The sequence below is a fragment of the Algoriphagus marinus genome (assembly GCF_001936475.1).
GTDB lineage: Bacteria > Bacteroidota > Bacteroidia > Cytophagales > Cyclobacteriaceae > Algoriphagus > Algoriphagus marinus.
Genome location: NZ_MSPQ01000012.1, coordinates 23,651 through 46,308 on the forward strand (window position 1 = coordinate 23,651; position 22,658 = coordinate 46,308).

Annotated in this window: 20 protein-coding genes; 9 read left to right on the forward strand and 11 right to left on the reverse strand. The window is 37.7% G+C overall.

Annotation, left to right across the window (positions count from 1 at the left end; genetic code table 11):
- The first annotated feature begins 6 nt into the window (after nt 1-6).
- The 3 genes from BVC88_RS16900 to BVC88_RS16910 are packed head-to-tail and all read left to right on the forward strand — an operon-like array spanning nt 7 to nt 3,247.
- Entirely contained in the window at nt 7-1,131 is a 1,125-nt protein-coding gene (locus tag BVC88_RS16900) for an NAD(P)/FAD-dependent oxidoreductase (RefSeq protein WP_075351904.1), read from the forward strand.
- Nucleotides 1,132-1,185: 54 nt separating this feature from the next.
- A complete protein-coding gene (gene nhaC / locus BVC88_RS16905) occupies nt 1,186-2,643 on the forward strand; it encodes a Na+/H+ antiporter NhaC (protein WP_075351905.1) in 1,458 nt (485 codons plus the stop codon).
- A gap of 1 nt (nt 2,644) precedes the next feature.
- Nucleotides 2,645-3,247 (forward strand): 3'-5' exonuclease, encoded by a 603-nt coding sequence (locus BVC88_RS16910; protein WP_075351906.1) that lies wholly within the window; start codon nt 2,645-2,647, stop codon nt 3,245-3,247.
- Here BVC88_RS16910 and BVC88_RS16915 read toward each other — a convergent pair.
- Entirely contained in the window at nt 3,237-3,833 is a 597-nt protein-coding gene (locus BVC88_RS16915; RefSeq protein ID WP_075351907.1) for an IMPACT family protein, read from the reverse strand. The two genes, BVC88_RS16910 and BVC88_RS16915, sit on opposite strands and share 11 nt — an antisense overlap.
- A gap of 128 nt (nt 3,834-3,961) precedes the next feature.
- Between BVC88_RS16915 and BVC88_RS16920 the strand changes: the two genes are divergently transcribed.
- The 3 genes from BVC88_RS16920 to BVC88_RS16930 are packed head-to-tail and all read left to right on the forward strand — an operon-like array spanning nt 3,962 to nt 6,237.
- Nucleotides 3,962-4,381: a sugar 3,4-ketoisomerase gene (locus BVC88_RS16920; RefSeq protein ID WP_175574441.1), complete on the forward strand. Its 420-nt coding sequence runs from the start codon at nt 3,962-3,964 to the stop codon at nt 4,379-4,381.
- Complete coding sequence (locus BVC88_RS16925; RefSeq protein ID WP_083639141.1) at nt 4,359-5,300, forward strand: hypothetical protein; 942 nt, start codon at nt 4,359-4,361, stop codon at nt 5,298-5,300. Before BVC88_RS16920 ends, BVC88_RS16925 begins: the two co-directional genes overlap by 23 nt.
- A complete protein-coding gene (locus BVC88_RS16930; RefSeq protein WP_075351908.1) occupies nt 5,287-6,237 on the forward strand; it encodes a glycosyltransferase family 2 protein in 951 nt (316 codons plus the stop codon). The genes BVC88_RS16925 and BVC88_RS16930 overlap by 14 nt, the downstream gene beginning before the upstream one ends.
- Here the strand turns inward: BVC88_RS16930 and BVC88_RS16935 are convergent, their stop codons facing one another.
- The 5 genes from BVC88_RS16935 to BVC88_RS16955 are packed head-to-tail and all read right to left on the reverse strand — an operon-like array spanning nt 6,238 to nt 13,313.
- On the reverse strand, nt 6,238-7,509 hold the full coding sequence (locus tag BVC88_RS16935; RefSeq protein WP_075351909.1) for a M16 family metallopeptidase: 1,272 nt from the start codon (nt 7,507-7,509) through the stop codon (nt 6,238-6,240).
- Nucleotides 7,509-8,723, reverse strand: a complete 1,215-nt coding sequence (porV, locus tag BVC88_RS16940; RefSeq protein WP_075351910.1) for a type IX secretion system outer membrane channel protein PorV — start codon at nt 8,721-8,723, stop codon at nt 7,509-7,511. Before porV ends, BVC88_RS16935 begins: the two co-directional genes overlap by 1 nt.
- Entirely contained in the window at nt 8,720-11,974 is a 3,255-nt protein-coding gene (gene porU, locus BVC88_RS16945) for a type IX secretion system sortase PorU (protein ID WP_075351911.1), read from the reverse strand. The genes porV and porU overlap by 4 nt, the downstream gene beginning before the upstream one ends.
- Nucleotides 11,971-12,663: a CDP-diacylglycerol--serine O-phosphatidyltransferase gene (pssA, locus tag BVC88_RS16950; RefSeq protein WP_075351912.1), complete on the reverse strand. Its 693-nt coding sequence runs from the start codon at nt 12,661-12,663 to the stop codon at nt 11,971-11,973. The genes porU and pssA overlap by 4 nt, the downstream gene beginning before the upstream one ends.
- Nucleotides 12,660-13,313 carry an MBL fold metallo-hydrolase gene (locus BVC88_RS16955; RefSeq protein WP_075351913.1) on the reverse strand — a complete coding sequence of 218 codons (654 nt, stop codon included), beginning with the start codon at nt 13,311-13,313 and terminating at the stop codon, nt 12,660-12,662. The genes pssA and BVC88_RS16955 overlap by 4 nt, the downstream gene beginning before the upstream one ends.
- Nucleotides 13,314-13,368: 55 nt before the next feature.
- Between BVC88_RS16955 and BVC88_RS16960 the strand changes: the two genes are divergently transcribed.
- The 3 genes from BVC88_RS16960 to BVC88_RS16970 are packed head-to-tail and all read left to right on the forward strand — an operon-like array spanning nt 13,369 to nt 18,623.
- Nucleotides 13,369-14,415 (forward strand): NAD(P)/FAD-dependent oxidoreductase, encoded by a 1,047-nt coding sequence (locus tag BVC88_RS16960; RefSeq protein WP_075351914.1) that lies wholly within the window; start codon nt 13,369-13,371, stop codon nt 14,413-14,415.
- 21 nt (nt 14,416-14,436) lie between these two features.
- Entirely contained in the window at nt 14,437-17,733 is a 3,297-nt protein-coding gene (locus BVC88_RS16965; RefSeq protein WP_075351915.1) for a biopolymer transporter Tol, read from the forward strand.
- Between the two features lie 20 nt (nt 17,734-17,753).
- The gene (locus tag BVC88_RS16970; RefSeq protein WP_245803666.1) at nt 17,754-18,623 is read left to right on the forward strand and encodes a YicC/YloC family endoribonuclease; all 870 of its coding nucleotides are present in this window, start codon (nt 17,754-17,756) and stop codon (nt 18,621-18,623) included.
- On the opposite strand, the gene BVC88_RS16975 is transcribed toward BVC88_RS16970, so the two are convergent.
- From BVC88_RS16975 to gcvH, 5 genes are all read right to left on the reverse strand, one after another.
- Nucleotides 18,620-20,197, reverse strand: a complete 1,578-nt coding sequence (locus BVC88_RS16975) for an N-acyl-D-amino-acid deacylase family protein (protein ID WP_075351917.1) — start codon at nt 20,195-20,197, stop codon at nt 18,620-18,622. The two genes, BVC88_RS16970 and BVC88_RS16975, sit on opposite strands and share 4 nt — an antisense overlap.
- Nucleotides 20,198-20,292: 95 nt before the next feature.
- On the reverse strand, nt 20,293-20,961 hold the full coding sequence (locus tag BVC88_RS16980; protein WP_075351918.1) for an energy transducer TonB: 669 nt from the start codon (nt 20,959-20,961) through the stop codon (nt 20,293-20,295).
- Between the two features lie 147 nt (nt 20,962-21,108).
- Entirely contained in the window at nt 21,109-21,786 is a 678-nt protein-coding gene (locus tag BVC88_RS16985) for an energy transducer TonB (RefSeq protein ID WP_075351919.1), read from the reverse strand.
- A 69-nt stretch (nt 21,787-21,855) separates the two neighbouring features.
- On the reverse strand, nt 21,856-22,230 hold the full coding sequence (locus BVC88_RS16990; protein ID WP_139316596.1) for a VanZ family protein: 375 nt from the start codon (nt 22,228-22,230) through the stop codon (nt 21,856-21,858).
- An 8-nt stretch (nt 22,231-22,238) separates the two neighbouring features.
- A complete protein-coding gene (gcvH, locus tag BVC88_RS16995) occupies nt 22,239-22,616 on the reverse strand; it encodes a glycine cleavage system protein GcvH (protein ID WP_075351921.1) in 378 nt (125 codons plus the stop codon).
- Nucleotides 22,617-22,658: the final 42 nt, after the last annotated feature.

Consider the following 22,658-nt stretch of genomic DNA (forward strand, 5'->3'; position numbering starts at 1 on the left):
AATAAAATGTTCAGCTATTGGGAAACAAAACACTTTTTTCAATACGACCTAATCGTTGTCGGTTCAGGGTTCGTGGGTTTATCGACAGCAATCCATTTTAAGAAAAAGCACCCGAAAGCATCTGTCTTGATTTTGGAAAGGGGGATTTTTCCTACTGGGGCAAGTACAAAAAATGCGGGTTTTGCCTGTTTTGGGAGCCTTACAGAAATCTTAGATGATTTTTGGCAAATGACTCAAAAAGAGGTTGTTGCTTTAGTTGAGCGGCGTTATTTAGGGATTAATTCGATTCGTAAAAAGTTTGGAGACAAAGCTTTGGGATATCGCCATAGCTTTGGGTATGAACTTCTGGATGAGCAACAACTTTCTGCAGCGGAGCAAATTGCCGATATCAATAAGATTTTAAAAGGGATATTTAAGGATGATGTCTTTTCTGAAGTTCGGAAAAAAGAGAGATTAGGATTTAATGATTCTATAAAAAAAGTAATCAAGAATAAATTTGAGGGTGAGCTTGATCCTGGGAAATACATGAAAGTTCTCTGGGATCTTACACAAGCTGAAGGAATAAAAATACTGACAGGAGTATCGGTAGTTGAAATTCAAAAAGACGAAGGGGTTGTCATAGCAGAGGATGCCGGAGGAGAGCAGGTATTTGAGTTTAAAGCCAATCAAATAGCCATATGTACCAATGCCTTTACAGAAAAGCTTTGGAAAGAATCGGAAGTTCAGCCTGGTAGAGGATTGATTTTATTGAGTAAGCCTTTGGATTTCAAGGTGCCATGGCAAGGAACATTTCACATGGATAAGGGCTATGTTTACTTTCGACAGATTGATGGACGATTATTACTTGGTGGTGCAAGGAATATAGATAAGGCAGGTGAAAACAGTCTGAAATTTGAAATTAATCCTGTGATTAAAACTCACCTTCAAAAATTAGCCACTGAAGTAATTTTTCCCGGTAAAGAAATCGAATGGGAGACAGAATGGACTGGAATAATGGCATTTGGAAACAAGAAATCTCCTCTGATTCAGGCGGTAGGTGAAAAAGCTGCTGCCGCTGTCCGGTTGGGGGGAATGGGTGTAGCCATAGGTTGGCAAGTAGGGAAGGAATTGGCAGTAGTTCTGTCAGAATAGTAATTAATTATTTTTGATTAGATTCAACCATTAAAATTTACCAAACTTCGATTAATGCAAGGACTGACTCGTACTCCAAAGGTTTTTGACGCTCTTATCCCACTTGTTTTTTTAATAGTCCTTCTGGTCTTAAATATTAAAGTATTTGGCACAGATGGATTATCTGGATCTAATCAAATAGTTCTTATTTTATCTTCTGCTGTTGCTGCAATCGTAGCGATCGGTAGGTTGGGATTTAATTGGGAGACTCTTCAAGATGGCATTGTGAAAAGTATCAGCTCAGCGATGTCGAGTATTCTGATTTTGTTTTTGATTGGAGCTTTAGCAGGTACTTGGATGATAAGCGGGATTGTACCTGCAATGATTTATTACGGATTGCAGGTGCTTAGTCCGACAATTTTCTTGCTTGCTGCCTGTTTCGTAAGTGCAGTAGTTTCAATTTCAACAGGAAGTAGCTGGACTACAGTTGCCACAGTCGGGGTAGCCTTGCTGGGGATTGGGAAAGCACTTGGTTTTGAGGAAGGAATCATTGCCGGCGCGATTATCTCCGGTGCTTATTTCGGGGATAAAATGTCTCCTCTTTCGGATACAACAAATCTAGCACCTGCAATGGCTGGTACAGACCTGTTTACCCATATTAGATATATGGCAAAAACCACAATACCTTCCATTACAATTACGCTGATATTATTTATTGTGATTGGGTTTAATTACGAAACCAATGGAAGTGTAGATGATGTTAAGTCTATTTCAAATGTAATTTTAGAGCGTTTTAATATTACTGGTTGGGTATTTATTGTTCCGGCGTTAGTTTTGATTTTGATTATCCGTAAGGTCCCGGCTATTCCAGCACTCTTGGCTGGAACACTCCTAGGAGGAGTTTTTGCTTTGATTTTCCAGCCAGAAATTATTCGTTTAATTGCTAATGAAGGAGGTTCCTATGCCTATCAAGGTTTCAAAGCAATAATGATGTCTTTATACGGTGAGGTAAGTGTGGTCACTTCTAATGATGTTGTTAACGAACTGCTGGTTACTAGAGGAATGGGTGGGATGCTGAATACTATTTGGTTGATCATTTGCGCGATGGTTTTCGGTGGCATTATGGAAGTGAGTGGAATGCTTCAGGTCTTAGCTGAGGCGGTAATCAGAAAGGTACATAGCGTAGGATCTCTAATTGCTTCGACAGCAGCTACATGTATTTTCTTTAACATTACTACTTCAGATCAATATTTAGCGATCTTAGTACCCGGAAGAATGTACGCTAATGTCTATAGGAAAAGAGGACTAAAGCCAGAGAATCTAAGTCGTACATTGGAAGACTCGGGTACTGTGACATCTGTTCTTATCCCTTGGAATACTTGCGGAGCTACCCAGGCTTCCGTTTTAGGAGTAGCCACATTGGTCTATGCCCCTTACTGCTTTTTCAACATTATTAGTCCAATTATGACAATTTTGTACGGGTATTTAAAAATCGGTATTACATATTATGAGGAGGGTGAATTAGAAGATTAGTATGATTCCATTAAAAATTACAAAGGAGGAGATTAACGAACTTCCGCTAAATCAATTTGAAGGAGAAATTTTTTTAATAGAAGATCTGGATGATGTTGAGGAGGTGGTGGACTTCCTTGGAGCACAGCGGATTTTAGGATTTGATACCGAGACAAAGCCTGCTTTCAAAAAAGGTGTAGTGAATCCGGTTTCTTTATTGCAGCTTTCTACTCCATCTCAAGCATTTTTGTTTAGAGTGAATAAAATTGGCTTTCCCGATTCTATTCAAAATTTGCTTGAAAAGGAAAGCATTGTTAAGGTAGGGGCGGCTGTTCATGATGATATTAAGGGTCTTGCAAAACTGACAGATTCATTTTATGCGAATTCCTTTTTTGATTTAAATGATGAGTTGAAAAAAGTCGGATTTCAAAACGTGGGAGTGCGAAATCTTTGCGCAATGGTATTGAATATCCGAATCTCCAAATCTGAGCAAGTATCCAATTGGGAAGCAACTACATTGACTCAAAAGCAGCAGCGATATGCCGCTACTGACGCCTGGGCATGCGTTGAAATCTTCAATGTCTTGAAGTCGAAAGGTTATTTAGATGAATTATTCAATCAATGACTTTGAGACTTTCGATTTCCTCTAATGACTCTCTAATTCGATCTTCCATACTTTTTCTAACCTCTAACTTCATTTTGCAGGTTAATTCCAATTCCTGATTGACGATTTGAAGCTCATGGAGTTTGATAAGTTTCATCACTTCATTGAGTGCAGGATAAGTGAATGAAATAGAGATTCGAGTAGTGATCAGCTTTTCTATGATTTCATTTTCGGCAATAGCCATTGCAGCGGAGGTTTTGTAGGCATTTATCAATCCACTTATGCCAAGCTTTGTACCTCCAAAATAACGAACCACTACGATGAGACAATTGGTTAGATTGTTAGATCTTATCTGTCCTAGAATAGGATCTCCCGCTGAATGATTGGGCTCTCCATCGTCATTTGCCCGATAATTCATCCCGTCAGTTCCTAAGTTCCAAGCAAAGCAATGATGACGTGCATCAAAATGTTTTTTGCGAAGCTCTTTTAGGCGTTCTTTGATTTCTTCCTCATCGGAAACAGGAAATGCATAATAGAAAAATTTGCTACTCCGGTCTTTGAAAAGGCCTTCACTTTCAGTACTTAATGTTAAATAGTTGTCTTCCAAAGCTTTAATTTAAGGCACGGATAAGGTAAACAAAGGTAAATGATTTGGGAATTAAGTTGGAAAAATAACTTTTGGTTAATCTTTTTTCAACTTGATTTGTCTTAATTTTAATAATGAAATTTCCCTTTATGGAAAACTCAATGAACCTTCAATCTCCCTTTCTAGTACAACTTCCGGGTGAGTCCAAAGCTTCAGGTGATCTCCATTTCTGGGAAAATTTTGATTTATTTCCAAAAGGAATTCAGCGCTGTTTTTGGATCTCAAATGTATCTGCAGATGAAACAAGAGGAAACCATGCACATTGGAAGGAATCTCAGGTTCTGGTTGCACTCACAGGAAAACTTTTAATCGAAATCCATTCAGCTGAAGGAGATAAATTTTCCTTCAGCTTATCTTCACCCGGGGAAGGGCTTTTTATACCACCGCTGCATTGGACAATAGTTAGGTTTTGCCCCAGTTCCGTTCTTTTGGGAATGTCTGACAGGCAATTTTCTGAAGAAGATTATATAAGAGACAAAGATTATTTTGAAACGCTCAAGAAACGATAGCATTGATTCGACGCAAATAAAAGTTCTACCATCTGGAATAATTCAGAAGGATTATTTTCTATCTAACCTAACCAAGGAAGGGTTTGTCGAATTTTTGGATTTTCAGCTCGAGAAAAAAGGAAAAATCAAAATATCCATTTCAATTGCAATTTCATCGGATGGCCAAGCTGTCTCTATCCCTAGAGCTCCCTTCGGAGGATTTTGGTGTTCAAAAAATGTGAATTCGGTTTCAATAGAAAACTTTATTAATATTCTTCAGACCGAGTTGAAACGTCTTGGAGTAAAGCAACTAACGCTTACTCAAGCCCCAAAACCTTATGAACCCTTTTCAGATTTAATTAATTATTTACTCTTCAAGCTGAAGTTTAATCAAACAAACATCCTCAGTCATCACTTTTTTATTGGAACAAATAGTATCAAAAAGTTCCTTCGGATTGAAGCTCCCAAAATCCAAAAAAAACTACAAACTTCAGCTCTCTCTATTTCTCATGGAACTATTACAAGTTTTGAGTTTTTGAAGCAGATTAAACTATGGAATTCAAGAAAAGGATATCACGTTGGCATAGATGAAAATCAATTGATCAATCAAGTTTCAGAATTTCCGGATAGGTATTTTTTAATTCAGCTAGACAACCAAGAAGGGGCTGTTGGATATGCTTTGGCAGTGAAACTTACTTCAAACTCTATCTATTATTTTCTTTCTGCAATAGATTCATCCAGTATGGTCAAAAATGGAGGAGACTTCTTGTTATACGAACTTTTTTTGCTTGCAAAGGAACAGAAAGTTGACTTTATTGATTTAGGTTCTTCAGATATCGAATCTGGAGCCAATCATAGTCTGATGTTTTTTAAATCCAGATTTTCGAACGATATCAGCAACAAAATCACTTGGGAAAAGAATTTAAATGAAAATTTCTGACCGTGTTACGATAATATGCATTGCATACAATCATGCAAAATGGATTGAAGAGACACTGGAAAGTGTCCGGCTTCAAGATTATTATTCCAAAGAACTCATTATAATTGACAACGGAAGTACGGATGGAACTCCCGAAATCATCAAAAAGTGGGTTGCACAAAGTGCCGGTAAACTTTCTGTAAAAACTATTTTTAAAACTGAAGAATCTGGTTATTGTGGTTTATTCAATGAAACACTTGCGAATATCAACAGTCAATATGTTGTTGACCTTTCTGGAGATGATGTGCTGTACCCAGACCATTTATCTCTTTCTATTGATAAATTAAAACGGGCTCCTTACGCAGCTTTCGTCTATTCAGATGCGTATATTTTGTCCCCGGATGGGGAGATTAAGACGTTTTATAAGAGATCAACGTCGGGGGAATTGGTTAATGAAATTATCCAGGGAGAGCTTTACGAGACTCTGATTGATCAAAACTATATCTCTTCTCCGACGATAGTATTCAATGCTAAAATTCTTGAAAAAGCTGGAGGCTATGATTCCAACTTATATTACGAGGATTTTGATATTCAACTTCGGCTGGCACGAAATCACCCTGTAGTATTTTCAGACCATATTGGAGTACTAAAACGAAAGCATTCTAAATCTCTTTCCTCTGGACAATATCAACGTTATCAATCAAAAATGCTTCCTAGTACGCTGATTGTTTGTAAAAAAATCCAACAGATGAATATTCATCCAGAAGAGGATAAAGCCCTCGGCAGGCGAATACTCTATGAATTAAAGCATGCACTGTGGTCAGGTAATTTTGAACCGGCAGAAGGGTTTGTAAAACTGGGTGAGGAAATTGGATTGAAAGGTTTGGAGTTTTTCTTATATAAGTTTTGGCTCAAACATCGGTTTGATTTCTCTTGGCTTTATGTGAAGATGACATAATTATCCAACTGCCACTTCAATAAACGGATGTTTTGAAAAATACTTTTCTCCAATCTTTAGGATATCTACCTCAGTGAAATTTTTAAGAAATTCGAGTTTTTGCCGATAATAGTTGAAGTCCAATCCTGAAAAATGGACGGATTTATAACGATCAATCAAATCAAAAGAAGAGCTGAAAGCTGACAACATTTGTCCAATCATGTAATTTCGAACTACCTCTAATTCATCTAATTCCAAGGGGACTGTCACCAGGTTTTGTATTTCAAGATAGATTTGATCTATAACCTCTTGATAAAATACTTTTTGTACATCAGCACTGATAACCCAATAATTATAATCTCCTATTTCTGCCAAACTACTGTGAATTCCATACGTGTGACCTTTGTCTTCCCGTATGTTTTTGATCAATCTTGAACCGAAATAACCTCCAAGAATTGTGTTGAATACAGTTAAGGGGATATAATCTTCATGACTTTTTGGAATGGACCATCCACCAATTCGGATACTGGTCTGTACTGCATCCCCACGTGATTCTATTTCTCCAAGATTAGAGCTGACAGGGTTTGATATAGACTCAATAGTGGAAATTCGATTAGGAAGATTTTGAAATCCCAAAATAAGGGTCTGAAGTTCTGTAGGGTTTAAATCACCTGTCACAAAAAACTCAACGGAATTCCAAAGAAGATTTTTATAGTAGTCCAGTAGAAGTTCAGCATTGATTTCATCTACTTCTTGCTCTCCGATTTCAGCTCCAAATGGATGTTCAAAACCGAATAGGCTTTTCCGAAACAATTGGTTTGCTTTGGAAGCAGTTTTCTCATTATTAAGTTTAATAGAAAGTTTTTGCTGAGATTTTCGCTTTTCAAGTGCGTCTTGAGGAAAAGTGGCTTCAGTAAACAATTCTAAAAACAAGGGAAAGACTTCGAAAAGGTGCTTCTTAGTACTGATGAGGCCAAGTCCTTCATGCGAATAGGATAAAATAGTATTAAGTCCTGAAGCATGAAAATCAAAGAGTTCAGCTATTTCTTGACCAGTTCTTTTTGACGTCCCTTCTTGAAGCATTTGAAGGGTAAAAGTAGGAATCAAGGAATGCTTAATCGAAAGGGAAACACGATTACTCTTTGAGATTACCTCAATTTTAACTGCATCAATGCCCGGGGTTTTTACAAAAAATAAAGGAGAATTATTCGAAAGAATAATTTTTTCCGGGGCTTCTAATTCAAAATCATCCGGAATTTTAAATTCAGGAGCTTTTGAGCGATCAAGAATCATTAGTTGTTTGGAATCGTGTATAAAAGGGAGAATCTGAGTGTTTCTGCCAATGGATGATTTTGAGTTTGAGGCACTAAGTACGAAAAGTCAAAACCGAGCTTTTGTAAATCAAAGCCCACACCCATAGTGAAATATCTTCTTCCTCCTTTATTTGGGTTTTCGTAGAAATAACCTGTTCGTAAGGAAAATTTTTCATCGTAAGTATATTCTACACCGAAAGAGATCATAATCTCTTGCATTTCTTCGGAAAACCCACCGGGAGCATCAGCAAATGAACCAAACATCCCTGAAATTAATGGTCTATTAGGATCTTTTCCAGCTTGGATTATTAGATTCCCATTCTCATCTGTTTCCAAAGATCCATCTTCATTCGTGGCATAAATTGGAGGCGTTGGCACCAATAATTTATTGAAATCTAAAGCAAAAGTGATGGTATTAACTGGGTCTAATTCAAGAGAATAAGCAGTGCCAATTCTCAAATTAGTTGGAATATAATCCAGATCATCTGCTGAATTATATGTAATTTTTGGGCCAATATTTGAAATACTCACTCCCCATGAAAAATTACCTTCTTTTGATCCTGAATAAATCGGTTTGGAATAATAGAGCCCCACATCAGTACCTACACTAATTCCAGGTCTTCCCTCAGAACCACCTACTGAAGAGATGTTTCCCGAAAGATTTGAATGAATGAATCTTGCTGAAATACCTAACCCTAGGGTAGAAGATAATTTTCTGGAATAGGTTCCGCCTATGGCTATATCCCTTGGGTTAAATTCTCCTAATTCGTTTCCAAATTCGTCAGTCAGTTGAATATCACCCATATTGAAATACCTAAGATCAAATCCAAACGCAGATACTTCATCAATTCTAAAAAAACCTGTTAAATAACTTAGGGACATGTCATTGACCAGTTTCCCTAGCCAAGGTGAATAAGAAAGAGAAAATCCCATCTGATCATCAACGAATGCTAATTTACCGGCATTCCAATGAGCTGAACTTGCGTCAGGAGAGGTAGCAACGCCTACATCACCCATTGCAGAATGTCTTGAATCCGGTGCAAAATTTAAAAAAGGAACAGCCGTAGTGATTACTCTTCGATCCGGATCCTGCCCTGAAATAATAACACTATTTTGGGCATAGGTAGTCAGATTAGCCAGAGTGAATACTGCAAGGAATAGGTTTATCCTAATAATAATGGCTATTTTTTTCATTGAATAACAATTTTTCCACTTACCATATCAGAGGAATTTTCTATTTCTGACTGAAGTGTTAACATGTAAATATAAGTTCCTTTTGCCGGATATTTGGTTTGACTTTGGGAAAAAATCCATCTCAAACCATTAATTAAAGCATCAGCTTTGACTAAACGATCACTTTTTGTAAATAGTATTTGACCATTCAAATTGTAAACTGAAAGTGTTAGCAGTAAGTTTTCACCGGGTCTATTATGCTCAATTATGAAATTACTCTCAGTCACAGTTGGGTTTGGAAAAGTCAAGTGTCGTGTGATTTGTAATCTCTCACTCCCTATAATTCGAATTTCTTTTTCTAAAACACTTGCATTTCCTAGGTTATCCCATGCTAGGAAAGTCACTTTATTCTCACCTTCCTTAAATCCCGGCAACATAAGGTTTAGTGTTCCATTTTTGAAAGATCCAGCTTCGGCTAAAAACAGATTATTTAAAGGCTGGGGTGGGTTATCATTAACTTGTACTTGTAATAACTCGCTTGGTTTTAGATTTGAAATATTAATACCACTTTCATCAGAATATGAAACAAATAGTGGAATGGTGGTGGATGCGAAAGTAAGTTTAGGATCATTTTTATCTCCGAAAATAGGTGAGATAATTGGCCCTTGCTGGTCCAAAGGCTTTTGTGATAATTCTCCCCCTAGTATAGGACTACTTTCTCCATAGGCTTCCAATAAACTTGTTTTTTCCCTGCCAATGATTCTAAACCTTCCTTTCCCAAACTCAGGATTACTATTTTTTGGGATAATTAATTCTCCTTTCATTATCCCGGAACTGATCATCCCGGTACCTTGGAAGAGTAAAACGGATTCTTCTTTGAATGAGGTAGGGGCACTTTCATCACCAAGTGTGTTTACAATTTCAGGTTTGTCGCGTAGTTCAATCTTGTATTCTCCTGCGAAATTCGCTTCTATGGATTTGCTGATAGGATTGATTACTTGAGCTTCAAACTCTAATACTTGATAGATGGAAAGTGTATCTAATTCTTTCCCTGAGTCAGGATTTTTAAAGGATGTGAATTCAATAGTAAGATCAGGGGCAGCCAAGCGCATACTTGGGTCACCCAGTAAACTGAAATTCCGATTTAAAGGGCCATTTAGGCTTTGATTTTTGGTCGTTTTGAAAATTGAACCGAGATCCTGATAAATTCCATTTTCCTTTTCAAAAACAGTAGCTATAAATGCCTCATTGAGTGAAAAGTTTACGCTGCTAAAAACCGGTCTTCCCGTCGTTAAAAGTCCAATAGCGCCTTTATTTGCAACAGTTAAGAGCTCCTCAGCAGCAGATCGTATAAACGGGCTATCATGTCTTCCGAATTCACAGGTAGCGGTTACCCACAATGCCAGCTTTTCCTGGTTTGCCCAATTTTGAATATCGGAAACCAAAAAAACTTCCTCTGCAGTCAATGTTGTTTCATTTCCATGTCCCACGTAGTTAAGAAAAAGGGTTCCGTCTTGAAGCTGCTTTTCCAATGCCTTTTTTGTTTCAGGCGAGGACTGTCTTTCTTCATTTGAAATCTGAGGGAATCGATCTAGGTAGAGTTTATTTTGTTTGAGTTCCGGAGACATTTCACTTACGGTGGATGCATGTGCTTCCGAATCACGTAAGTGGATATTGTTATCCCCATCATCTGCCAGAAAAGCTATAGTTCGTTTCCAATCCCCTGGAACTGGGTTCTCTTCATATTGGATGATTTTATTTACAACAATTGCTGCTTCCTGAGTGGTAATGACTGGAAGCCTTCCCACTCCGATTTGCATAATCTCATCGCCAGCACGACTTTCTTCCCAGATTCCCTGACCCCAGTCAATCAGCCCGAAATAATCATCTGAACTAAATGTAGCCAGTGGATTTAGACTATTGCGGCTGGTATATATCGGTACCAAATTTGGTCTTCCACCGAGCTTCCCTTTGTAGTCAAAAGTACCTTTGCCAAGAATCAGGACATTTTTTAAATTTTTCCCCCTATGATAATGCCATGCGATCAGATTTCGAATCGCATTGAGATCTTTGTTGCCATATCCAAATGAATCATAGACCTCATCCAAATAAATCACTTCTGCAAAGATTCCTCTTGACAGCTTATGTACTCGGAGTTTCTCAGCCGAATTTGAAAAAATCTTAGGGGAAATGATTAACAACTCTGGCCATGATTCCTGATTCCTCAGAGATAAATTTGCCGGGGAAAGTTCTCGGATTGAAAGTGGCTCATTTAGGTTAAACACAACTATTTTTTGAGCTTCAAACTTATTTCCTGAGGAAAAATCAAATTGTTTTGGATTGTGGAAATCACTGATTTCCCAAACAGAGAGTCCTTGAGCAGGCTGGATCGTGCTTTTTTCTTTTGAGGATTTTGAAAACACACCTTCTTTCATCCCAATGCTAGTTACCGGTGCTCCAAACCCCAAATATTCAAAGTAGCCAGAGGCATTTGCATCTGAAGATTCATAAGTAATTCGAACACGATCAATTTTATTTCCTGAAGGAATGAAATCTTCTATTATTGAATTTTCTCTTCCTTTGACACCATAGGTACTGGAAGGAATAGGCGCAAAATCGGCTGAGGAGATAATTAAATCATCGACTGCCAGTTTCAAATTGGATGTTGAAAGTGATTGACTCATTAAAATTGCGCTCAATTTCCAAGGGGAATCAAAATCGCTTTGCAAAGGAAAAGCATAACCTCTGGTTATTCCTGGAGCTAGGGATCTGGAATACCATATTCTTCCCGAGTTCAGGATATTATTTTCTTCCTCTTTAAGAAAGGACCATTGATAAAAAATTGCTGGAGATTCGTCGGCGATTTCTCCTTGAATAGATTCTATCCTTCTGGGAGATGGAGTTTTTGAAATTAGAAAACTGAGAGAATCACTAAATAAATGATGGTTGTAGTTCAAACCTTCAGGTTCTGAATAGGAATAGGTATGGGCCGAGGAAAGATAAAAATAGAGTTTCCCATCTTTTTCTAGCGCAGGTATTTCTTGGAGTTTTAGGAAGCTACTATCAACTGATTGGGGAAGCATACCTGGATAACCAAAAATAGAAACTTCGGAAATACTTGATGCTCCCATAGATCTGGCTTGATCTAATGTGAGATGATATACCCCTTCTTTTGAGATCTTGAATTTAAAAAATTGTGTCTGAGCATTGGCATTCAAAAGAAGCCAAAAGGCCAAACTCGTTAAAATTAGTTTAATGTGAAAGCCGGTCATTGCCGTTTTTTGCCATTTTCGATGATTGATAATCCTATATACGCCAGAATTATGACAGGGATACCCGCCAAACCAAAAGGGATGATCAATCCCAAACTGACTAGAATAAGAATATAACGAAAGACATTCTGTGAAACGGAAAAGTTTTTGAATTTTAAAGCGATTAGCGGAAGTTCCAAAATCAATAAAATTGCCATCACCCAAGCTATGCCGACTAAAACAAAAGGCGAAGTAAGCCAAATTCCTATTTTGGGCCAAGCTATGGCGAAATATGGTATAGTGCTGATCAACAGTGCATTTGCAGGGGTAGGGAGTCCAATGAATTGATCGGTCTGTCGCGTATCAATATTGAATTTTGCTAGCCTATATGCAGAAAGCAACGGAATGATTAAGGTCAAATAAGGAAGCCAATCGATATCTGATTCAACCTTTACCATCTGAAACAAGATGAGGCCAGGCAGCACCCCAAATGAAACTAAATCGGCTAGGGAGTCTAACTGTTTTCCAATTTCACTAGGTACTTTTAGAATTCTTGCCGCGAAACCGTCAAAAAAATCGAAGCCTGCACTGATGAGGATAAAATAAGCTCCAGAAACAATTTGTCCATCGAGCACCCAAATAATACCAATTACTCCGGAAAGGAGGTTAAGGAGGGTAAACGCATTTGGGATATGTGATTTTAGATTCAAGATATAGCTGATTTGCCTACGAATGGATTATTCAATTTTTCAAAGCCGATGGTAGTCTCAGGGCCATGACCTGGATAAATAATGGTTTCTTCGGGAAGTGTGAATAACTCAGATTTTATTTTGTGAAGTAAAAGATCGTGGTTTCCACCTGGAAGATCAGTTCTGCCAATACTACCTCTAAACAGAGTATCGCCGCCAATGGCGCGATGTGAATCTTCATGGTAAAAGACCAAGTGGCCAGGCGAATGTCCGGGTACAAACAGGATAGAAAGTTCCTCCTTTCCAACTTGGATGGATTTACCCTCTTCCAAATAGTAATCTGCTTCAGCCGATTCATATTCTCTGAAACCATAGTTCGGAGCATAGACTTCAACAGATTTAAGAACAGGTTTCTCATTTTGATGAATCCCAAGTTTTACACCAAAAGTTTTTTTGGCCCACGCATTTCCCAAAACGTGATCGATATGGCAATGCGTATTGAGCAATTGTGTCACTTTTAGATTTTCTTTAGAAATAAAGTCAAGTAAATCAAGTTGTTCTGCAATGCCAAAGCAGCCAGGATCGATGAGGGTAGCATCTTTAGTCTCATCATAGATTAAATAAGTGTTTTCCTGAAAGGGGTTGAAAGTAAAAGACTTGATTTTGAGCATAGCAATTGTTGGCTGTAGACGAGCAAAATAAGTAATTATACCTTTAATTTGGGGTATGAAAATTGATTTTTTACTTATCGGAGGAGGGATTGCCGGAATTAGTCTAGGCTATAGATTAAAAAAAGCCGGTAAGAAAATTAGAATTTACGATCTCCCCGAAGCAAATCAATCCAGTCGGATCGCAGCAGGACTTTATAACCCTGTGACAGGTCGTAAAATGGTAAAAACCTGGAAAGCGGATCAACTCTTTGCAGAGATAAAACCCTTTTATCAAGAATTGGAATTACTGACTGGGAAGAAGTTTTTGATTCACCAACCAATTTATCGGCCGTTTTTATCAATTGAGGAGCAAAACGAATGGATGGGACACAGTGCGGATCCTGGGTTTTCTGAATTTTTGGAGCAAATTTATTCCAGCAGTCAATCCAAATACCTCTTTGATCACTTTGGTGGGGTAATGCTAAAAAATTCTGGTTGGCTTCAGATTCCAAGTTTTTTAGATGCCATGAATTCCTATTTTGAAGGGGAATTAATTCATGAAAAATTCGATGAGGAATTACTTATCTCAAATTCCGAAGGTTGGGAATACAAGGATTTAGAGACAACAGCGTTGGTCTATTGTAATGGACTAGGATCCATGAATTCAAAGTTTTTTGGATACCTTCCATTCGCCCCTGTGAAGGGAGAATTATTGGAGGTCCAGCAATCTTTTGATCCTGAATATATTGTGAACAGAGGTGTTTTCCGGGTGAGTTTAGGGAATAATATCTTTCGAGTTGGCTCGACCTATACCAAGCATGATTTGGAAGAAGGCCCTACTGAAAGTGCTAAAAATGAGATTCTTGATCGTTTGAAGGAATTGGTTAATAGTCCTGTAGAAAAAATAGTAAGTCATAAAACCGGGATTCGTCCAGCCACTAGAGACCGAAAACCATTTTTAGGTAAACATCCTAAAGCCCATAGCGTTTACATATTCAATGGATTTGGGGCTAAAGGAGTGTCACTTGTCCCATATTTCAGTAAATTGATGTCAGAGTTCCTATTGGTCAATTCTCCAATAGAAAGTGAAGTGGACATAGCTCGTTATTTTAATTATATTTAAAATCATCTTTCAGCAATACGAATGCGATATTACCTGATCCGAATAGTCATTTTTGCCGGCCTATGGTTGAATTCTTTTTTCGCTCTTGCTCAGTTTGATCAAGAACGATTTGGTAAAAATAGACTTCAGCACCAGCAATTCGAATGGTATTTTTATACATCCAACAACTTCGAAGTTTATTATTACGATCGGGGTGGCGCAAATGCTAAAATGGCAATCGATTTCTTGGAGTCTGAATTTGATCGAATGACCCAGATGATTGGCTATGTCGCCTATACCAAGCCAAGAATTTACATCTATAATTCACCTGAAGAGCTTTTGCAAAGTAATTTAGGACTGAATAAAGAGCAGTTTAGTGAAGAGGGGCAAACTAATTTCAACCGGCTAATTGCCGAAGTGTCCTATAAAGGACAAATGGACAAGTTTAAAGAAGATCTGATCTATGGTACATCAAAGATAATCATCGAGGAAATGCTTTATGGATCATCTGCCTCAGATGCATTTCAATCCAACTTGATGAACTCATTTCCTGAGTGGTATGTAGATGGCATTGCTCTTTATTTAGCTAAGGGGTGGAGTAGGGAAATGGATGATTACATTCGTCATTTTTTCCAAGAAGAAGAAAAACCCAAAATACTAAAATTAAAAGAGCGAGAAGCAGCTTTAGTGGGCCAATCGATTTGGAATTACATAGCAGAGAAATATGGGAGAAGATATATTTCGAGTATTCTCAACTTATCAAGGATCAATAGAAATGAAGAAAACAGTATTGCAAATACTGTTGGATTGAATTACAAAACATTTACAGAAGATTGGAAAAACTACTATTTGGCAATTAATTCTCAGATAAAAGCATCTTTTAAAGACGTCAACAGATCTTCTTCTATTGCAGAGACATTGCCTCGTGTGATTGGTACTATCAACGATGTGAAATTTAGTCCTGATGGATTGAATCTTGCATATGTTATTAATAATGGGGGTAAATATAAAGTTCAGGTAAGAGAAGTTTCAACTGGTGAGGAACGAACTGTTTTCACAGGAGGGACGGTTTTAGAAGACCAGAATCCAAACTTCTTATCTCCGGTTATTGCATGGCGCGACTCCGCAAATATTGCGATTGCGTCCTTTAAAAGGGGAACTACTACACTTCGGCTCAGATCGATCGATGGAACTACACAAGACAAAATATTTTTAAGAAATATTACTCAGATTCTTAGTTTGGATTTCAATTCTACCGGAAAGAATATGACCATTTCCGCTATTTCAAATGGGAAGTCTGATATCTACACCCTAAACACCAGAGGTCAAGGGAAGCGATTGACAAATGATCAGTTTGATGATTTGTCACCAATGTTTTTAAATGACTCCACTATTATTTATTCATCAAATATGAAAGCGGTTCCTGACTCATTAGTTGGGAAGCCTATTGATTTGAAAGAATATCCTGATTACTATAATCTATATATGGCGCAGGTTACGGATTCTGTTCTTACTACGCAGTTGACAAATACGAATAGTAAGAACTTGGATGCCAGAAAAATAAATCCAAACACTATAGTCTACCTAAGTGATTTGAGTGGGATAAATAATTTGATGAGATTAAATATTGGAAACCAGGTTTCGAATCAGATCTCTGCATTTAATAAAAGTCTTGAAGCATTTGATGTAAATAGTCGAATGAATAAAATAGCTTATGCTGTTAGAGATGGTAGAGAGAGCTTCTTAATATTGGATAGTTTTTCGAACGCCGACCAGTTTACCCCAAGCACCCCAAGAGTGCAACTGGAACAGGCCAAAACCCTTAATGAACGATTGGCTGCTAGAAGATTAATTGAAGAACGAGAAGCTAGAGAAAAAGCTCCTTCGCCTGTTGTATTAGCCCCCGCTGCATCTGAAAAACCAATTGTTCCTATAGATACAACATCTAAGAATAATACGACCTCTATTGATTTGAAACGCTTGAGTTTTGAATCCAAAAGGGGTATTGATACCGATAATTATACTTTTGATTCACTTCCTAATCCAACAATCGCTCGAGGGTCCAGTCAAGGTCAAGAAAATAAAGTAAACCTTTTGGAAACTTTCCGAAAGCAAAGTCTACAAAAAAGAGTATCTGGACCCCGAAGAATGGAGCCTCAGTTTTTTATCAATAATGTGAATACAAGGTTTGTGGTAGATCCACTTAGAGGGTTTGGTATCAATCTAACCGGGAAAATGACTGATTTATTGGATAACCATTCTTTTCATGGAGGGGTGATGACATCTCTTGATTTTAGATCAGGAGGAGATTTATTCTTTGAATATGAATATTTGAAAAGTAGGGTAGATTTTAGAGGTCGTTTTGATCGAAGAACTATCCGTCTTGATCAAGGAGATCTACCTCAACAGAAATATATTTTGACAAAAGTTGAGGCAGGCTTTTCCTATCCCCTAAATGCAAATACCAGGGTTACAGTTTCTCCATTTATAGCCAAGACACAGTATCTCAATATTAATCCTGATTCTTTGATTTTTGGAGTTGATCCTGATCAAAGTAATTTGGCAGTAAACTATGTGGGTGGAAAAGCTGAATTGGTCTTTGACAAAACGGAACAACTTGGCCTATATTCTCAAGCAGGGTTTAAAGCCAAAATAGGATATTCACAGTATACTTCGTTAAACAATTCGAGTAGGTCATTTAGTAATTTCTATGCAGATCTAAGGAATTACCAGCGAATTCATAAGAATATTATTTTTGCTTCCAGACTATATGTTGGTTCATTTATGGGGAATAATCCCCAAACCTACCTTGTTGGAGGAATGGATAATTGGCTATTTAATGATTTCTTTCAACCTCCATCCAATAGACCTGAACCGTCTCCTATTCGAAATCCAAATTGGGTAGAGAATTCGAATATCTTATTTGCAGATTTTGTTGATCTGAGAGGTTTTGATTACGATGAGATAAGGGGTAGTAATGTGATTACTTTTACTTCTGAACTTAGAATCCCTCTTTTCTCATACCTGACGCGGGGGAATATTACTTCTAATTTTATTCGCAACTTCCAATTGGTAGGTTTCTATGATATCGGTTCTGCATGGGATGATTTTGCTCCTTGGGAAAAAGTCAACGACCAGAATACCGAAATCATTGATACAGAAGGCTCTCCATTTACGATTACTCTAAATAATTTCAATAATCCTTGGCTACAAAGTTACGGAGCGGGCTTAAGAACCGTCTTGCTTAATTATTATGTAAAGTTTGATGTAGCAAGACCTGTAAGAAATTATACCAATGAAGATTTGAAGTTCTATGTAACTTTAGGCTTCAATTTCTAATTTACACTATGATAAAATCCATGACCGGCTACGGAAATGCCGGCTTTGAAAATGATAACCTTATTATTCAAGTAGAAGTCCGTTCACTCAATTCAAAGTTTTTAGATCTATCTATTCGAAGCCCAAGACAGTTCACTGAAAAGGAACTTGAGATCAGGACTCTTGCTCAATCTATCTTGGACCGTGGCAAAGTGAGTATCACAGTGGACTTTTCTACCAAAGGATCAGTAGATCTTCCGGTAGCTATAAATGAAAGTCTATTTCAACTTTTTTATCAGAAATACAAAGGGCTAGCAACTCTGGTCAATGAGTCTTCTCCGGACCTTTTTAAACTGGCATTACAATCTCCAAATGTAATATCTCAAATCACTACAGATGAGAAGGATGATGAAGGAGATTGGATAGCTGTAAAAAAAGTAATTACTGAAGCGCTAAATAAGTGTGATTCATTTCGTCAGGATGAAGGAAATTCTCTTTTCGAAAAACTTAAAGGGAATATCGAGACCATCGTTGTTGGATTGGAGGAAATAAAACAAAATGAGGGGAATCGGAAGTCGAAAATAAAAGATAAAATCAGAAATCACTTCAATGAGTGGTTAGATGAAAATGCTTTCGATGCTAACCGTTTTGAGCAGGAACTGATTTATTATTTTGAAAAATTGGATATTACCGAAGAACTTGTTAGGCTAGATACCCACTTGAACTATTTTTCAAAATGCCTAAAAGAAGATACGCTCCAAGGAAAAAAACTTGGTTTTATTTGCCAAGAAATAGGGCGGGAAATCAATACCATTGGCTCTAAAGCAAATGATGCAGCTATGCAAAAACACGTTATTCATATGAAGGATGAGCTAGAGAAAATTAAGGAACAAGTACTAAATGTTCTTTAATCTTTAGCGGTTTTACGAATAACTTTCCCTGCTGGTACGGCTAAGTATTTGCCTTTATCAATAGCTATTTTCCCATTGATGATTACGTATTCGATTCCCTCTGGGTATTGGTGAGGATCTGTAAAGGTCGACTTGTCTATTATAGTTTCAGGATCAAATATGGTAATGTCAGCTATATTTTCAACTTTGATCAGTCCTCGATTGCTTAGAGCTAGCCGACCAGCAGATAGTCCAGTCATTTTATGAATAGCCTCAGGTAGCGAAAGGATTTTCTTTTCTCTAACATAGTATCCAAGAACACGGGGGAATGTCCCATATGCTCTGGGATGTGGCTGACCATCACCAGGTCTTGAGAGTCTCCCATCTGACCCAATCATCGTCATAGGATGTTTCATAATTCGCTCCACATCGCTCTCATCCATCGCATGATAAATGGTTCCTGTTCCACCGTTGAGTTGGGCTTGAATTACTAATTCAGCTCCATTTTCAATTGTAGGCTCCATCTCTTCTCTTTCCACCCAATCTTGAAGTGTCTTTCCTTCCAAAGATTGATCCCACTCTACTCTAGAGAATTGAATTCGGTTGAGATCTTTACCTCCTCTGTCGTTGAGAATATTATAGATAATTCCCTTTTTAATACTGTCTTTTAATACCGGATTTTCTATTCTTCTGGCAAAATCACCACCTTCCATAGCCCAACTTGGAATCAGAACACTAATTCCTGTATGACTTGCAGTATAAGGATACTGATCCATCATGATATCTAAACCTATCTTCCTGGCTGAATCTACCATAGATAATGTTTTGGTACTTGCTCCCCACATTTTTACTCCAATTGCTTTATGATGAGTAAGCACAACAGGGATTTGGGCTTCTCGGGAAATCAAAATCGCTTCCTTTACAGCGTCCAAAAGACCCAATCCTTCTTCCCTCAAATGTGAAGTATAAATTCCTTGCTCATTGGCAGCTACTTTAGACAATTCAATTACCTCATCTATTTTGGCAAAAGTTCCAGGTAAATACTTTAATCCCGTGGAAATCCCAAAGGCACCTTCATTCATCGCTTGCTGTACATACCGTTTCATTAATTCTAGTTCTTCGCCCGTCGGTTCACGGTCCTCAAGTCCCATGACCTCTTTACGGATTGTGTTGTGACCGATTAAATAGGCAACATTAATTCCCAATTCCGTATTAGAAAGCGAATCCAAATAACTCCCAAACGGCCATGGACTTCCGCCATCTGGCCCTCCCAAAGCTAGTGTCACACCTTGTCTCACTAAACTTTCAGCCAATGGCATATCCATCAACGGTTCTAGGTGTGTGTGCATGTCTATAAATCCTGGAGAAACCGCTAAACCTTTTGCATCAATTGACTTAGATGCTGTAGACGAACTTAGGTTCCCTATTGCTATGATTTGATCGTCTTTGATTCCTATATCTGCTTGGATTGGTTGTTGTCCGGTACCATCGTAGATAGTGCCATTGAGGATTAGGATATCAAAATCCGGATTGTTCTGAGAACAGTTTGTAAAAAAGAAGATTAGAAGAATCGAAATGAGCGCAAATTTTCGCATTGGGTTGATTTCACGTGCATTTCTAATTTAGGTAAAAAAAAGAAGCTTTTATCAACAAATAAAAGCTTCAATTTTTTTTTAAAGTAATAATTGAATCAATCCAATCGGAAGCGAATTGGAATTGTCATTCTTGATCTTACTGGTCGGTCCTTTATGATTCCCGGATTCCACGCAGGGGAGTTTGCTATTACTTTCATCGCAATTTCATCGCAACCTCCTCCAATTGATCTCAATACTTCAACATCTTGAATTGTGCCATCCGTATTTACTACAAAGCGCACAATTACGGATCCCTCAATTCCCATTCGTCTCGCTTGACTTGGGTAGATAAGATTTTTTTTAAGATAAGCGTACCAGGCATCCATACCACCTTTAAATGAAGCTTGAACTTCAACAAAATCATTAATCTCATCAGGAACTTCTACTGTAGGCGGTCCCTCCAAAGTGACATCAATAACTGGTTTTTCCTCTTCAAAATCGATATCAATAATCAATTCAGTTTTTTTATCGATCTCTTCATTATCTGGTTTGATGATTAGTTCTATGGGTATGATAGGGGGTGGAGGTGGAGTTTGAATCGTTATCGGAACATCCGGGATATCCCAAATTTCCGAGTTTCCAGAGAAATCTTTGATTTTAAAATCTTCATATGCTTTCCATTCAAAAGCAACCAAAACTAGTGCAATACTTACTACTAATCCCAAATTGGTAAGAGTAGAGGACCATCTCCTGAGATCCAAACGAGGGTTTTTCTTTAATTCCATGAGAGTTTGATTTAGGTTGTGAAAAAACTACTCATAGAAATTAACCCAATGAAAAAGCAGAAACTAATTTGCTAACAAAAATTAACTAATTAAAAAGTTGTTAAAGAGATTGCACAAAAAAAAGACCTGATTTCTCAGGTCTCATTTTTAGCTTAGTTTGAATCGAATTGGTAATCTCATTCGAGTACGAACTGGACGTCCACGTTGCTTACCCGGTTCCCATTTTGGAGCCTCGCTTACAACTTTGATGGCCTCTTCGTCACAACCTCCTCCAATACCTCGGAGAACCTCGACATCTTGAATAGAACCATCAGTATTAACTACGAATACAACGATTACTGTTCCTTCAATACCCATTCGTCTTGCTTGAGTTGGGTATTTCAAATTTTTGGATAGATACTGATTCCAACCTGACATTCCTCCAGGAGGATTAGGTTGAGTTTCTACCACATCAAAGATTTCATCAGCTTTTTCAACAACTGGTGCATCAGCGATTACTACCTCTTTGATTACAGTAGTTTCTTTAACGTCTACGTCAAAGTTTACTTCAATTTTTTCTTCAATTTCAACTTCATCAGGAATCTCCTCGATGATCGGTTGCTCCACTGGTGGTGGCGGTGGTGGTGGTGGCTGCTCTGTGATTGGAATATCAAGCAATTCTTCGAAGTTATCAGTTACCTGACCAAGATCCTTCAAAGAACCACCGTCAAATGACTTCCACTCGAATGCAGCAAGAGTTAATCCAACAGCTACCGCTAAACCAAGATTCAGGAACATTCCTGATTTTTTGGTTAGATCAGCGCTGGGAGTCTTTTTTGCTTCCATGATGAGTTTGGTTTATACTGGTTAATTTTTGTCTAACGAATGAATAACAATTCTAATAATTATAACTCATTAATCCAAACTGATTTTGTCTGTTGGAATCTTAAAATATGCTAAGAAACCTAAAATTCCACCTATTTCATTGACAATCATATCCATAATGTCAAAAGTTCTGTTTGGTATATAATGCTGAAGGCTCTCTAAAACTATTCCTGCCAAAACACCGAATAAGATGAAATTGAAAATCAACCTTTTTCGATTCTCGCTGACTTCAGATTTTTTGATTCCGACTCCAGTCCAAAGGAAACTTAGTCCGAAAAAGCAAATCAAGTGAATTAGCTTATCTTGAAGTTCGAAATAGTTTGCATCGGGGAGTTTATTACCCGGGGTAAGCATCGCTAGTGATATAATTACTAGCCAACTTATTGCAAGAACCGTTCGAATCACTTTTTAGCTTAATTTCCGACTAGCTCTGAGTAATCAGACGCAGAAAGTAAGTCACTAGGAAGATCACCTGAGATTTTAACTTTGATCATCCATCCGTCTCCATAAGGCGATTCGTTTACTAGTTCAGGATTATCCTCAAGTTCTGAGTTTAATTCCAGAATTTCTCCAGAAACAGGCATGAAAAGATCAGAAACAGTTTTTACTGCTTCTACTGATCCAAAGACCTCACCAGTATCAAGACTGTCTCCGATAGTTTCAACTTCTACATAGACAATATCTCCTAATTCGCCGGCAGCGAATTCTGTGATTCCGATGGTTGCTACATCACCATCTATTTTTACCCACTCGTGGTCTTTGGTGTACTTTAATTCTTGAGGAAAATTCATTTGTTCGAAATTTTATAAGATGTCAAAAATAGCAGGATTAAA